Origin of the sequence: Campylobacter sp. US55 (assembly GCF_004378955.1) — a bacterium.
GTDB classification, from domain to species: domain Bacteria; phylum Campylobacterota; class Campylobacteria; order Campylobacterales; family Campylobacteraceae; genus Campylobacter_D; species Campylobacter_D jejuni.
On sequence record NZ_RYYF01000004.1, the window covers coordinates 81646 to 95481 of the forward strand.

A 13836-nucleotide genomic window follows, 5' to 3' on the forward strand; every position below is an offset into this window, starting at 1 on the left:
ATGTTTGGTTTTTTATATAATGATATAAGTTATTTAGGACTTTTTATAGTGTGTTTTCTTTCAAGCACACTATTACCTTTGGCAAGCGAAGCCTTTGTTTTAGGCTTTATAAAACTTGATTTTAATCCAAATTTAGTGCTTATCGTAGCTACTTTGGGTAATACCTTAGGAAGTTTAAGTACTTATGGCTTGGCTTATCTTGGTAAGCAAAAAATTTTAGAAAAATACTTTAGCAAATCCTTGAAAAAATTAGAAAATTTCAATGCTAATTTTGCTAAATTTGGAAGTATATTTGCTTTTTTTACTTTTTTACCTTTGGTGGGAGATCTTTTTGCCTTGGGACTTGGTTTTGCGAAATATTCTTTTTTAAAAACTATATTTTTTATCTTACTTGGAAAATTAAGTCGTTATGCTTTCATAATTTTCATAGCAAACTCCTTTTAAAAGCCTCTCTTTTATAAGTTTTAAAAGCTTTGTATTATCTACATTTTTTAAAATTTTAACACAATTTTTAGTGCTTAAATCCACCCCCATACTCATTTTTGGTTCTTTAAAACAACGCCAACTCATACCTCTTGCCAAAGAACTATCACAAATAACATCAGCATAACACTCATCAAAATCTGCAATACTAGAATCTAATGCATAAGCTATTGTTAAAGCGTCATGTATCCAAGTTCCCTTTGTACCACGTGTTTTAGAAACATAATCAATCCAAACACCTAAAGTTTCAACGATAAAATCGCATAAAATATTCTTAGCTTGCAACTCTTTTAAATCCTCATGTGTTAGTAAAGTCTGCATGGTTACATTATAAGGTACGAGTGTAATTTTAGCTCTTGAATTTAACACTATACTAGCCGCCTCAGGATCGAAACCAAAATTTGTATCCTTAGTGTAATAAGGCATATCAAAACTACCGCCCATAATAAAAAGCTCTTTAAGATTTATATCAAAATCTTTAAAAATTTTCATAGCCATAGCAATATTTGTCAAAGGTCCTATCGCACAAATAGAAATTTCTTTAGGATTTTTACCCACCAACTCACCCATTTTAAAAATCGCATCAGGATTTATATTTTCTAAAATTTCAGGACTTTTTATATTTTCCCAAAGATATTCAAGCTTAAAATTTTTTACACTTTCATCAAGTCTTTGACGCCAAGCTTTACTTGGTTCTTTTAAGGCTTCATTCGCTCCTAAATAAACGGGGATATTTAAATTTAAACGTTTAAATAAATCCTTAGCCACGCTATAGGCAACAAGACTTGGAACATTACCGCAAATTGTGCTTAGCATTTCAAGTTTGATTTCTTTAGATGCCAAAATCAAAGCAAGCGCTAAACCATCATCGGTATTTGCTCCTGCAATAGCATTGCCTATATCCGTGTCTAAGATAAGTCTCATATCGCATCCTCTATTTTATTTAAATCCCTGCCTCTAGTTTCTGGCGCAAAAAATGTAGTCACAAAACCTATACCTGCAGTTAATACAAAATACGTTGCGATAGGCCACCAAGTGCCATAATACGCAAGCAAAGCAGAAGCCACCATAGGCGCTGTTCCTCCTGAAAGAATAGAACCTAGCTCCTTAGCAAAAGCCATTTTTGTATAACGGTTTTTTACCCCAAAAAGTTCTACACCCCAAGCCGCTTGTACACCAAAAATCCCTAAAGATGCTAAAGACATACCTACAATAATAGTTAAAATCACAATAATTTCATTTTTACTATCTAAAAGCATAAAAGCAGGAAAAGCATAAATCATCAAAAGCAAACAAAACATTCTATAAGTAATACGTCTTCCAAATCTATCACTTAAATAACCTGCCAAAGGAATAACCAAAAAACCCACCAATGAAGCTATCATTACCGCTGTAGTGGCAACTGATTTGTCTAAAAGTAAAATTTTAGTCACATAACCTACAATAAAACCTTGTGCAAGATAAGAAGGTCCGTTTTCGCCTATTCTTAAGCCCACCATAGTCCAAAAAGCACGACTTCTTTGCCAAAAACTTCTTTCATCTTTTTTCATATGCTTTTCGTTATTAAGACGCAATTTCATCATTTCATTTTTTTGCTTTTCAAAAACAGGGGTTTCTTTGACATGAAAACGAATATATACAGCAAAAAGAGCGATTAAAATACTTCCCATAAAAGGAACTCTCCAACCCCATTCTTTAAAACTTGCTTCATCCATTTGTACCATCAAAAGCCATACAAAAGACGCAAGCAAAGTTCCGCTATTTGATCCTAAGGCAATCACAGAAGAAACAAGCCCTCTTCTCTTGCTAGGAGCATATTCTCCTAGCATAACTGTTCCACCTGAAAGTTCAGCTCCCGCACCAAAACCCTGCATAAAACGTAATATAACCAAACAAATAGGCGCCCAAACACCAATCACTGCATAGCTTGGAATAAAACCTATAAGAGTAGTTGAAATTCCCATTAAAGCTATTGTAGCCATCATAACATTTTTTCTTCCGTGTTTATCGCCTAAATAACCAAAAAACAAAGCCCCAATAGGTCTTGCAATAAAACCTATGCCATAAGTTACAAAACTAAGCAAAAGTGCAATTACTGGAGTTTGCTCAGGAAAAAACACTTCTGAAAAAATTGTTGCAGCTGCTAAACCATAAAGTGCAAAATCTGCATATTCCATAGCAGTTCCCAACCAGCAAGAAAAAACTGCCTTTTTAAAAACTTTCCTACCTTCAGGTGTGTTAAAATTCTTATCCGCAATTCCATCAATTTGCTGATTTGTCATTACATTATCCTTATATTTTAATATATTTTTTTATAAATAATTTGTAATTATGGCTAAAAATTGCAGTGTTTTTGCTTAAAGATCTTAAATTGTAGACATTATTAAGCAAAATTTTGAAATAATACAGCTTAAAAATATATTTTATCAAAAGAAGAAATTATTATGAAAACTTTAACTATTATCGATACTTTTGGATTTTTTTTCAGACTTTACTACGCATTAAAAGGTTTTAAAAATTCACAAGGACAAGCTAGTGGAATGATTAGCGGTTTTGCAAATTTTATTTATAGCTTAAAAAATGAACATAAAAGTGATTATATTGTTTTTGCATTAGACTCCAAAGGAAAAACTTTTCGTAGCGAAATTGATCCAAACTATAAACAAAATCGCACTCCACCACCACCTGAACTTCTAGAACAAATTCCAATTTGCATAGAGATGATAGAAAAAATGGGTTTTATAAGCGTTTCTCAAGAAGGTTATGAAGCCGATGATATCATCGCTTCTTTTGTAAAAACTTGTGAAGATAGGGATATTTTTGTACGCATTATCACTCAAGATAAAGATCTTTATCAACTCATAAAAGATGGTAAAACAAGCATTTACAGTCCTATTTCTAAAAACGACTATGATGAAGCAGCGTGTTTAGAAAAATACGGAGTAAAACCTCATCAAATCAGAGATTTTTTAGCTCTTTGCGGAGATAGTTCTGATAATATTCCAGGCGTTAAAGGTATAGGTGCAAAAGGGGCTAAAACCTTACTTGATGAATTTGGTAGCATAGAAGGAATTTATGAAAATTTAACTCTAATACGCAACGAAAGAAGTCGTAACTTGCTTTTAGAGGGTAAGGAAAATGCATTTTTAAGCAAAAAATTAGCTTCTTTATACGAAAATTTAGAAGTGCAAGATCTTATAGAAAAAGCAACTTATCCTGATGAAGAACCTCTTTTAAAAATACTTGAAATTTTAGAACATTACGAACTTAATACTTTGCTTAAAAAGCTGCGTCAAAATCCTGATAATAAAGATAAAAATTTAGGTTTTAAAGCCACTTTAATACAAGATGAAAACAAACTTTTTGAAATTTTAAATACCCTTGATAAAGAAAGTATTATTGCTTTTGATACCGAAACCACAGGACTTGATACAAAAGAAGCAAAAATTGTTGGTTTTAGTTTTTGCATGAGTGAAAACGAAGCTTTTTACGTGCCTTTAACTCATAACTATCTTGGAGTAGGTGAGCAAATTTCATTGCAAAGTGCCAAAAAAGCTATAGAGCTAATCTTTAATCATTTTGTTATAGGACACAATCTCAAATATGATTTTAAAATCATTCAAAACAATTTTGGATTAAATTTACCTCAAAAATACGCAGATACAATGATTTTAGCATGGCTTAAAAATCCTTCTTTAAGAGTAAATATGGATGATTTAGCCTTAAGACTTTTTAATTATGAAACCTTACATTTTGAAAGCCTTGTTAAAAAAGGAGAAAATTTTGCAAGTGTAGAACTTGAAAAAGCTTGCAAATACGCCGCAGAAGATGCTTATATCACGTTAAGATTTTATCTTTATTTTTTAAAAAATCTTGAAACTCCTTTATTAGAACTTGCTAAAAACTGTGAATTTGATTTCATTAAAATCATTATGATGATGGAAGAAAATGGCATAAAGCTTGATACAAATGCACTTGAAGCCCTTATGAAAAAATTTGAAAATGAAATCAAAAATTTAAGTGAAGAAATTTATACTCTTTGTGAGGATAGATTTAACCTAAACTCACCTAAACAAGTAGGTGATATACTTTTTGAAAAACTTAAACTTCCAAGTGGAAAAAAAGGAAAAACAGGATATTCTACCGATGAAAAAGTTTTAAATGCACTTTTAGATAAACATCCTGTAATTGCCAAAATTTTAGATTATAGAGAACTTGCCAAACTTTATTCCACTTATTGCGAACCTTTGTTAAAACTAGCGTTAAAAGATAAAAATTCACGCATTTATTCAAGTTTTTTACAGACTGGAACTGCTACAGGACGCCTTTCATCTAAAGATCCGAATTTGCAAAATATTCCTGCACACGGACAATACGCAAAAGATTATAAATCTTGCTTTGTAGCTAAAGATGGATTTAGTTTTATCTCTCTTGATTATTCTCAAATCGAACTGAGAATGCTTGCGCATTTTAGCGAAGATGAAAAACTTTTAAATGCTTTTGCTAACGATGAAGATATACATGCAAGAACAGCTATAATGATTTTTGGAGAAAGCAATTATGAAACCAGAAGTGTTGCAAAAAGTATAAATTTTGGACTTATTTATGGCATGGGCTATAAAACTTTAAGTCAAAATTTAAAAATAGAAGCTCATTTAGCCAAATCTTACATAGAAAAATATTTTGAAAATTTTACTAGTATTAAGAAATATTTTGAAACAGTTAAAAACAAAGCTAAACAAAATGGTTTTATCACTACTTTAAGCGGTCGCAAGCGTTATTTTGATTTTGAAAACGCAAAACCTATGCAAATTGCCATGTATGAAAGAGAAAGCATTAATTCAATCTTACAAGGCTCAGCAGCTGATGTAATCAAACTTGCAATGCTAGAAATCAATAAAGAATTAAATGAAGACAAAAAGCTTATTTTGCAAATTCACGATGAATTAATTTTTGAAGTAAAAGATGATTTATGTGAAAATTTTGTAAAAAAAACTAGAGATATTATGGAAAATATAGTAAAATTAAAAGTAAAATTAAAAACAAGCTCAAGTATCGCTAAAAATTGGGGCGATTTAAAATAATCAAGGAGATATTTAATGGATCTTTCAACCATACTGGGAATGGTGCTCGCAGTTACTAGTATTTCAGTAGGAGATATATTAGAAGGAGGAAATCCTTTACATGTTATTCACCTTTCTTCCTTTCTTATAGTTATGCCAACGGCTGCATTTTGTGCAATGACTTCTACACATAAAAAAATTGTAAAAGCAGCTTATAAAGAACTCAAAGTTGTCTTTAAAGGTTCTGGAGTAAATCTACCTGAAAGGATAGCTCAGTTAATAGAATTTGCTATTATTGCAAGAAGAGATGGTCTTTTAGCATTAGAATCAAGAACCAATGAGATCGAAAATGAATTTTTAAAAAATGCTATGATGATGCTTGTAGATGGTAAAAGCTTTGAAGAAATTCACGAAAGCATGGAAATACAAACCGAACAACTTGAAGAGCATTATAAAGAATGCGCAGAATATTGGATAGTATTTGGAGAAACTTGCCCTACCATGGGACTTGTTGGAGCGGTTTTTGGTCTTATTCTAGCTCTTAAATTGCTAGATAATCCTCAAGCAATGGCAGCGGGTATTTCAGGTGCTTTTACAGCTACGGTTACTGGGATTTTTGGTGCTTATGCGCTTTTTGCACCTTGGGGAAGAAAAATGAAAGCTAATGGAATGGATCTTGTAAAAGAGCAAATTGTCATCACTGAAGCCATAAAAGGAATTGCAGAAGGTGCGAATCCTAGAGATTTGGAAGCTAAGCTTTTTAATTTCTTAAGTCACGATGATCCAAAAATTTCACAATTTGACAAAGGTTAAAAATGGCCAAGAAACATAAATGTCCAGAATGTCCTGCAGGTGAAAAATGGGCTGTACCTTATGCAGACTTTCTAAGTTTGCTTTTGGCACTTTTTATTGCTCTTTGGGCAATTTCTAAAACAAATCCTGCTAAAGTAGAGGCTTTAAAAACCGAATTTGTTAAAATCTTTGATTATACCTCTACTCAAACAGTCAAAGAAGAAAGTAAAACCCAAGAAAAATATAAGGGTGCAGCAAAAGAAGAAAGTGATGAACTCAAATCGTTAAAACAAATGACTATGACACAGCAAGAAACCATCAAACGTCTTCAAGCAGCTCTAGATCAAAGCGACAATCAGGTTGCTCTTAACCTTCCATCTAAAGTTGAATTTGAAAGAGGTAGTGCTCAAATCGTTTCAGCTGATATACAAGATTATTTAAAACGTATGGCTGAACTAACAACATATTTGCCACCTCAAGCAAAAATAGAAATTAGAGGCTATACAGACAATAGCGACTCTATTATAAGAAGTTATGAACTCGCCTATCAAAGAGCAGAAAATGTATTAAAATATTTTATAGAAGGTGGAGCAAATTTAAAAAACATTAGCATTAAAAGCTACGGGCTTAATAATCCCATCAATGGAAATCCACAAGCTCTAGAAAATAATAGAGTAGAAATATATTTTAAAGTCGATACAGCAGATACAAATACTCAAAAATCGGTTCTTGAGCTTATTAACAAAATAGGAACTAAAGCACCTTAAAAGTTTTAGTTTCCTTTTTTTACTTGACCAGCTAAACGACTCTTATTATTTGTATTATAAACAAATCCTAGTACCTCAGCTACAGCTTTAAACATTTCCCTAGGAATAAGATCATTAACATCACAAGCTTTATAAAGCTCTCTTGCTAAAGGAGGATTTTCATAAACTACAACATTATTTTCATAGGCTACTTGTTTTATGCGAAGAGCGAGAAAATCCACTCCTTTGGCAACAACCCTAGGGGCTTGTTCTTTACTTGTATCATAACGAATAGCTACGGCATAATGCGTTGGGTTTGTGATCACCACATCCGCACCTGCAACATCTTGAATCATACGACGACGCGCAGCTTCCATTTGAAGTCTACGAATTCTACCTTTAACCTGAGGATCTCCTTCCATTTGTTTATACTCATCTTTTATTTCTTGTTTGCTCATACGCAAACCTTTAAAATACTGAAAACGCACCAAAAAAACATCTAAAACAGCAATAATTAAAAAAGCAACTATAACAATAGCTGCTAAAACAATAGCTCTGTCTCTTAGCCAAGTAAGCTGTGCAACCATAGTATAAAGCTCAACTCTTGGAAGCTCTTGCATAAATTTAAGTAAAACTATAAAAGCTATAGTAAAAACAATACCCACTTTTAAAATAATTTTTATACTTTCAACAATTTTTTTCAACGAAAAAAGGTTTTTTAAACCTTTTAGAGGATTGATTTTTCCTAAATTTGGCATAATAGGTTTAGTTGTAAAAATAAAACCAAATTGCATAATATTTCCTAAAACCCCAGCAATCATAATACTTAAAACAATAGGTGCAAGAATAATTAAAACCTCAAAAATACTTTTAATCATAATGGCTTGAATAATACGCAAATCAAATTCAACACCAATAAAACTTTGATAGTATCTATATAAATTTACAATTCTCTCGCCCATAAAACTCATCATAAATAAAGTTATAGTTACTCCAATTATCAAAGTTACAATAGCTGCCGCATCTTGAGACTTTGGAACATTACCTTCTTTACGCGCATCTTCTATCTTTTTGGACGTGGGTTCTTCTGTTTTTTCTTGATCTTCGCCTGCCATATTTTAGCCTAAATAAAAATTTTAATATGTGTGTAAAATTATAGTAGAAAATTTATGAATTTCAATTAAAGAATAAAAATGAAGAAAAAGCCTCGTAAAGAGGCTTTATACTAAGAAATTAAAGTTTAGCTTCGTTTTTGCCAAGATATTCAGCCACGCCTTTAGGGTTAGCTTTCATACCTTCATCACCCTTATTCCATCCTGCAGGACAAACTTCACCATGCTCATTTGTAAAAAGCATAGTATCAACCATTCTTAACATTTCATCTATATTTCTACCTAGTGGTAAATCATTAACCACAGCATGGCGAACTGTTCCATCAGCATCAAGCAAGAACGAACCACGAAGGGCAACTGCTTCTGCATAAAGTACATCAAAATTTCTAGCAATCTGCTTAGTTAAGTCAGCAACAAGCGGAAATTTAACCTGACCAATACCACCTTGATTTACTGGAGTATTTTTCCAAGCAAAATGTGAAAATTCATTATCTCCTGAAATTCCAATTACTTCAATGCCACGGTTTTTAAATTCTTGATATCTTTTGTCAAAAGCTATAATTTCTGAAGGACAAACAAAAGTAAAATCTTTTGGATAAAAGAATACTACCGCTCCTTTTGGACCTATATTTTTATAAAGATTAAAATCTTGAACAATTTCATTGTTTCCCAATACTGCTGGAGCAGTAAAATCTAAAGCTTTTTTAGTAACTATCATATTTTCTCCTAAATAATAAATTTTATTGATAACGAAATTATATCGTTTAAATCTTTATTTTTTTTTAAATATCTAAAATAATATTAAAAATTTAAGAAAGTTATAATTATTATCAAATAAGGTAAAATTTTGATTATCAAAATTTACATTATTTAAGAATTTTATGCTAAAATCTTTTAAATCTTAATATTAAAAAGGAGAAAAAATGGCTGTAAAAATTACAGATATATGTATTGCTTGTGGTTCTTGTATTGATGAGTGTCCAGTGAGTGCTATCGTTGATGATGCTAACAATCCAGAAGGTGAAGATAGATATTATGTTTATGCAAACAAATGCGTTGAATGCGTAGGACATAATGATCAACCAGCTTGTGCCAGTGCTTGCCCAACAGATGGATGTATAGTTTGGAGTGCTGTAGAATCAGGACAACCAAGTCGTGATAATATTGGCGCTGATATGAGAAGTGGGGACACTCCAGTTTTTGCATAATTTTAAAAAATTAAAAAGCTAGAGATTCCTAGCTTTTTCTTTATAATTTAACTTTCTTTAAACAAATTCAAGTATAATTTTAAGCTTTATTAAAATAAGGAGTTATTACAAAGATGGAAAAAACTTTATCTATAATTAAACCTGATGCTGTTAAAAAAGGTGTTATAGGAAAAATTTTAGATCGTTTTGAAAGCAATGGATTAAGAATCGCTGCAATGAAAAAAGTTCAACTTAGTAAAGAACAAGCTGAAAATTTTTATGCTGTTCATAAAGAAAGACCTTTTTTTAAAGACTTAGTTGAATTTATGATTAGCGGTCCTGTTGTTGTTTCTGTACTAGAAGGAGAAGGTGCTGTATTAAAAAATAGAGATTTAATGGGAGCGACAAATCCTAAAGAAGCTAAAGCAGGAACAATTAGAGCCGATTTTGCTGAGAGTATTGATGCTAATGCTGTTCATGGAAGTGACAGCTTGGAAAATGCAAAAATAGAAATTGATTTTTTCTTTAAACCAAATGAAATTTGCTAAATGAAAATCCCTTTTTCTAAGATTAATACAAAGGAATATCCTTTTAAACTTAATCTTGAAAATATGATTTTTGAGGGAAATTTAGTAAAAATAAATCCTAAGCTTGTTAAAATAAATGCTATTATGCAAGGTTTTATCTATAGACCTTGTGATAGTTGTGGAGCTGAGTTAAAACTTGAAATTAAAGAAAATTTAGAACTTTTTGCAAGTGATGGTATTTTTAAAGATGAAGCAAACGAATTGAGCAATACTATAGAATTTTTCGATGGACATATTGATTTAATAGAAGTTGCTATCAGCGAGCTTGAAGCTTATTTAAGTGATTATTTTTATTGCATAAATTGCAATAATTAATTAAATTTTATAAAGGAGAAAAAATGGCAGTACCAAAGAGAAGAGTGAGCAAAACTCGTGCAGCTAAACGCAGAACTCACTATAAAGTTAGTCTTCCTATGCCTATAAAAGACAAAGATGGAAGCTACAAAATGCCTCACCGTGCGAATCCAACAACTAAGGAATATTAAAATCAATGATTAACATTGCCATTGATGCAATGGGTGGTGATTTTGGAGAAAAACCCATTATAGAAGGCGTTTTAAAGGCGCTAGAAGCAAAACCTTTTAACGCTATCTTAGTGGGAAATTCTAAAATTCTAAAACCTTTAATACCAAAAAAATTAGAACAATATATACAATACGAAGAAGCTAGTGAAATTTTTTCGATGAATGAAAATGCCACAGATGCTTTAAAAAATAAAGAAACAACCATATATAAAGCTATTAATTTATTAAAAGAAAAAAAAGTAGATGCTGTAGTTTCAGCGGGTCATAGTGGAGCAAGTATGTCTTTGGCTACCTTAAGGCTTGGAAGACTTAAAGGCATTTCAAGACCTGCTATTGCCACTTTAATGCCAAATATCATTAACAAAACTTTACTTTTGGATGTTGGAGCTAATACAGATTGTAAAGCTGAAAATTTATTTCAATTTGCCATAATGGGTGAAGTTTATGCTAGAGCAATCATGCAAATTCAAAAACCACGCCTTGCTTTACTTTCTAATGGTGAAGAAGAATGCAAAGGTAATGAACTTACCAAAGAAAGTCATCAGCTTATGAAAAAAATTCCAAATTTTATAGGTAATGCTGAAGGTAGAGATATTTTCAATGGTGAAATAGATGTTTTAGTCTGTGATGGTTTTGATGGAAATGTTATCTTAAAGGCTTGTGAAGGTGTGGCAACAGCTATTTTTCAACTTCTAAAAAACGAAGTAAAGCAATCTTTTATTTCTAAAATAGGTGCTTTACTCATGAAGCCATCTTTTAAAAAATTAAAAAAACACACAGATTGGCAAGAATATGGCGGAGCACCCCTTCTTGGAGTTAATGGCTGCGTGATCATAAGTCATGGAAAAAGCGATTCTAGAGCTATTAAAAATGCAATTTTTCAAGCTATAAATTTTAGCCAATCTCATATCAATGAACTTATAGAAAATGAACTTGGGAAATACAATGCTTAAAGCCGGTCTTAAAAGTATAGCTTCTTATATTCCAGAAAAAATTTTAAGCAATGCTGATCTTGAAAAAATGGTAGATACCACCGATGAATGGATCACTAGACGCACAGGTATTAAAGAAAGGCGCATTGCTAGTGAAAATGAAAATACTAGCGATTTGGGCACAAAAGCTGCATTAAAAGCCATAGAAAGAGCAAATTTAAAACCTGAAGATATTGATGCTATTCTTGTAGCCACTTTAAGTCCTGATTATTTTACTATGCCTTCAACCGCTTGTAAAATTGCTTCAAATTTAGGACTTGTAAATATTAGCGCTTTTGATATTTCAGCAGCTTGTTCTGGTTTTATCTATTTGCTTGAACAAGCTAAAGCCTTAGTAGAAAGTGGTTTGAAAAAAAATGTTTTAATCATAGGAGCTGAAAAAACAAGTTCAATTATGGATTACAATGACAGAAGTATTTGCATACTCTTTGGAGACGGTGCAGGTGCTGGAGTTGTAAGTTTGGATAATGAAAATCATATCCTTGATGTACATACTGCAAGCAATGGTAATTATGGAGATCTTTTAATGACTCAAAGATCGCAAAAATCAAGCCTATGTCAAACACTTTCTATGCAAATGAAAGGCAATGAAGTTTTTAAAATAGCAGTAAACACGCTTAGTAATGATGTTGTAGAAATTTTAACCAAAAATAACATTTTAGCACAAGAAATTGATCTTTTTATTCCTCATCAAGCTAATCTACGCATCATTAAAGCCGTCCAAGAAAAACTCAATCTAAGCGATGAAAAATGTGTGATCACTGTACAAAAATATGGCAATACTTCAGCTGCTTCTATACCTATGGCAATGAATGATGCCTATGAAGAAGGTCGGCTTAAAAAAGGGGATCTGATCTTGCTAGATGCTTTTGGCGGTGGTTTTACTTGGGGATCTGCACTTTTAAAATTTGGAGGAGAGAATTTTTAATTCTCTCTTAGCTTTCCAAAAGCTTGAATTTCTACCAAATAACCCTCTGCTAAAGCACTTCCTACACAAGCTCTAACAGGTTTAGGATAATTTTTAATCCAAGCATCATAAATTTCATTCATTGCATCAAAATCTTGCATATTATCTAACCAGATTTGAATTTGAATCAAATCTCCTTTGTTTGCGCCTATTTTTTCAAACAAAGCATCAAGTTCTGCAAGCACTTCTTTAGTTTGTTTTTTAATATCTCCGCTAGGTTCAAAAGCCACTTGTCCTGCAGTCTTAAAATATTTATCAAAAACAATAATTTGCGACATTCTATCGCACTCATCAAAACGCTTTATCATGCATATTTTCCTTGAAATTCTTTCATAAATTCACACAAGGTTTTTACCTGATCCAAATTAAGCGCATTATAAATACTTGCACGAATTCCTCCTAAAATTCTATGTCCTTTAAGTCCTATCATTCCAGCTTCTTCGGCTTCCTTTACAAAAAGAGACTCTAAATCTTTATTTTTAGCAATATTAAAACTCACATTCATTAAAGATCTATCCTTTTTATCTGCATGTCCTTTATAAAATCCATTACTTAAATCAATACACTCATAAAGCATAGCAGCTTTTTGAGAATTTTTCTCATGTACTTTATCAAGTCCGCCTTGATTTAAAAGCCAATCCATTTCAAGATTAAACATATAAATAGCAAAGGTTGGAGGCGTGTTAAACAAGGACTGATTCTCAGCATGAGTCAAATAATTTAACATGCTAGGAATTTGTTTATTTTTAGATCTTTCTAACATATCTTTACGGATAAAAATACAACTTAAACCCGAAATTCCAGCATTTTTTTGCACTCCGCCATAAAAAAGAGCAATATTTGAAAAATCTACTTTTCTAGAAAAAAAATCACTCGATGCATCCACAATCAAAGGAGTTTTAGTTTTAGGATAATTTTGATATTGAGTGCCGTAAATAGTATTGTTAGAACAAATATAAGCATAATCAGCATTATCGCTAAATTCCACTCTAGGAATATGATTAAAATTACTTTCCTCGCTACTTGCTACGGTTTTAACATTGACACCTAAAATTTGTGCTTCTTTAATCGCTTTTTTTGTCCAAACTCCTGTATTTGCATATTCACAAACCCCATTTAAAGCTAAATTCATAGGAATCATAGCAAATTGCAAACTTGCTCCACCTTGTAAAAATAATACTTCATAATCATCATTTAACCCGTAAAGTTTTTTAGCTTTCTCTTGTGCTCCAAAATGCACTTCTTCAAATACTTTTGTGCGGTGAGAAATTTCCATTATAGAATAACCCCTACCCTGATAATCACAGAGTTCTTTTTGAGCTTGCTCTAAAATTTCTAAAGGTAAAGTCGATGGCCCTGCACTGAAATTAATTTTTCTCATAA

16 protein-coding genes are annotated in these 13836 nt (G+C 31.8%); 10 read left to right on the top strand and 6 right to left on the bottom strand.

Going from position 1 to position 13836, the window contains the following annotated elements; translation table 11 throughout:
- Nucleotides 1-444, top strand: a complete 444-nt coding sequence (locus ELQ07_RS03925; RefSeq protein ID WP_070316720.1) for a YqaA family protein — start codon at nt 1-3, stop codon at nt 442-444.
- Here ELQ07_RS03925 and ELQ07_RS03930 read toward each other — a convergent pair.
- Nucleotides 400-1407: a nucleoside hydrolase gene (locus tag ELQ07_RS03930; RefSeq protein WP_070316719.1), complete on the bottom strand. Its 1008-nt coding sequence runs from the start codon at nt 1405-1407 to the stop codon at nt 400-402. The two genes, ELQ07_RS03925 and ELQ07_RS03930, sit on opposite strands and share 45 nt — an antisense overlap.
- Nucleotides 1404-2765 carry an MFS transporter gene (locus ELQ07_RS03935; protein ID WP_059110892.1) on the bottom strand — a complete coding sequence of 454 codons (1362 nt, stop codon included), beginning with the start codon at nt 2763-2765 and terminating at the stop codon, nt 1404-1406. Before ELQ07_RS03935 ends, ELQ07_RS03930 begins: the two co-directional genes overlap by 4 nt.
- Before the next feature lie 162 nt (nt 2766-2927).
- On the opposite strand from ELQ07_RS03935, the gene polA reads away from it, so the two are divergent.
- Genes polA through motB form a run of 3 tightly spaced genes read left to right on the top strand, consistent with a single transcriptional unit; the run spans nt 2928 to nt 7105 of the window.
- The gene (gene polA / locus ELQ07_RS03940; protein ID WP_070316718.1) at nt 2928-5567 is read left to right on the top strand and encodes a DNA polymerase I; all 2640 of its coding nucleotides are present in this window, start codon (nt 2928-2930) and stop codon (nt 5565-5567) included.
- A gap of 15 nt (nt 5568-5582) precedes the next feature.
- Nucleotides 5583-6359, top strand: coding sequence for a flagellar motor stator protein MotA (gene motA / locus ELQ07_RS03945; protein WP_002880492.1), 777 nt, complete (start codon nt 5583-5585; stop codon nt 6357-6359).
- A gap of 2 nt (nt 6360-6361) precedes the next feature.
- Nucleotides 6362-7105, top strand: coding sequence for a flagellar motor protein MotB (gene motB, locus ELQ07_RS03950; protein WP_070316717.1), 744 nt, complete (start codon nt 6362-6364; stop codon nt 7103-7105).
- Between the two features lie 5 nt (nt 7106-7110).
- Here the strand turns inward: motB and flhB are convergent, their stop codons facing one another.
- Together flhB and ELQ07_RS03960 are read right to left on the bottom strand one after the other, a co-directional pair.
- Nucleotides 7111-8199 carry a flagellar biosynthesis protein FlhB gene (gene flhB, locus ELQ07_RS03955; protein WP_070316716.1) on the bottom strand — a complete coding sequence of 363 codons (1089 nt, stop codon included), beginning with the start codon at nt 8197-8199 and terminating at the stop codon, nt 7111-7113.
- 118 nt (nt 8200-8317) lie between these two features.
- Nucleotides 8318-8914, bottom strand: a complete 597-nt coding sequence (locus tag ELQ07_RS03960) for a peroxiredoxin (protein ID WP_002854219.1) — start codon at nt 8912-8914, stop codon at nt 8318-8320.
- A gap of 205 nt (nt 8915-9119) precedes the next feature.
- On the opposite strand from ELQ07_RS03960, the gene ELQ07_RS03965 reads away from it, so the two are divergent.
- The 6 genes from ELQ07_RS03965 to ELQ07_RS03990 all read left to right on the top strand — a co-directional run bounded on the left by ELQ07_RS03965 (nt 9120) and on the right by ELQ07_RS03990 (nt 12414).
- Nucleotides 9120-9404, top strand: a complete 285-nt coding sequence (locus ELQ07_RS03965) for a 4Fe-4S dicluster domain-containing protein (protein WP_002854354.1) — start codon at nt 9120-9122, stop codon at nt 9402-9404.
- A 113-nt stretch (nt 9405-9517) separates the two neighbouring features.
- Nucleotides 9518-9931 (top strand): nucleoside-diphosphate kinase, encoded by a 414-nt coding sequence (gene ndk / locus ELQ07_RS03970; protein WP_002854376.1) that lies wholly within the window; start codon nt 9518-9520, stop codon nt 9929-9931.
- Nucleotides 9932-10285: a hypothetical protein gene (locus ELQ07_RS03975; protein ID WP_134224763.1), complete on the top strand. Its 354-nt coding sequence runs from the start codon at nt 9932-9934 to the stop codon at nt 10283-10285.
- 23 nt (nt 10286-10308) lie between these two features.
- Nucleotides 10309-10455, top strand: a complete 147-nt coding sequence (gene rpmF, locus ELQ07_RS03980) for a 50S ribosomal protein L32 (RefSeq protein ID WP_002858674.1) — start codon at nt 10309-10311, stop codon at nt 10453-10455.
- A gap of 5 nt (nt 10456-10460) precedes the next feature.
- A complete protein-coding gene (gene plsX / locus ELQ07_RS03985; RefSeq protein ID WP_002854249.1) occupies nt 10461-11447 on the top strand; it encodes a phosphate acyltransferase PlsX in 987 nt (328 codons plus the stop codon).
- A complete protein-coding gene (locus ELQ07_RS03990) occupies nt 11440-12414 on the top strand; it encodes a beta-ketoacyl-ACP synthase III (protein WP_134224764.1) in 975 nt (324 codons plus the stop codon). The genes plsX and ELQ07_RS03990 overlap by 8 nt, the downstream gene beginning before the upstream one ends.
- Here the strand turns inward: ELQ07_RS03990 and ELQ07_RS03995 are convergent.
- Complete coding sequence (locus ELQ07_RS03995; RefSeq protein WP_134224765.1) at nt 12411-12761, bottom strand: RidA family protein; 351 nt, start codon at nt 12759-12761, stop codon at nt 12411-12413. The two genes, ELQ07_RS03990 and ELQ07_RS03995, sit on opposite strands and share 4 nt — an antisense overlap.
- Nucleotides 12758-13834, bottom strand: coding sequence for a phosphoserine transaminase (gene serC, locus ELQ07_RS04000; RefSeq protein ID WP_070316712.1), 1077 nt, complete (start codon nt 13832-13834; stop codon nt 12758-12760). The genes ELQ07_RS03995 and serC overlap by 4 nt, the downstream gene beginning before the upstream one ends.
- Between the last annotated feature and the right edge of the window lie 2 nt (nt 13835-13836).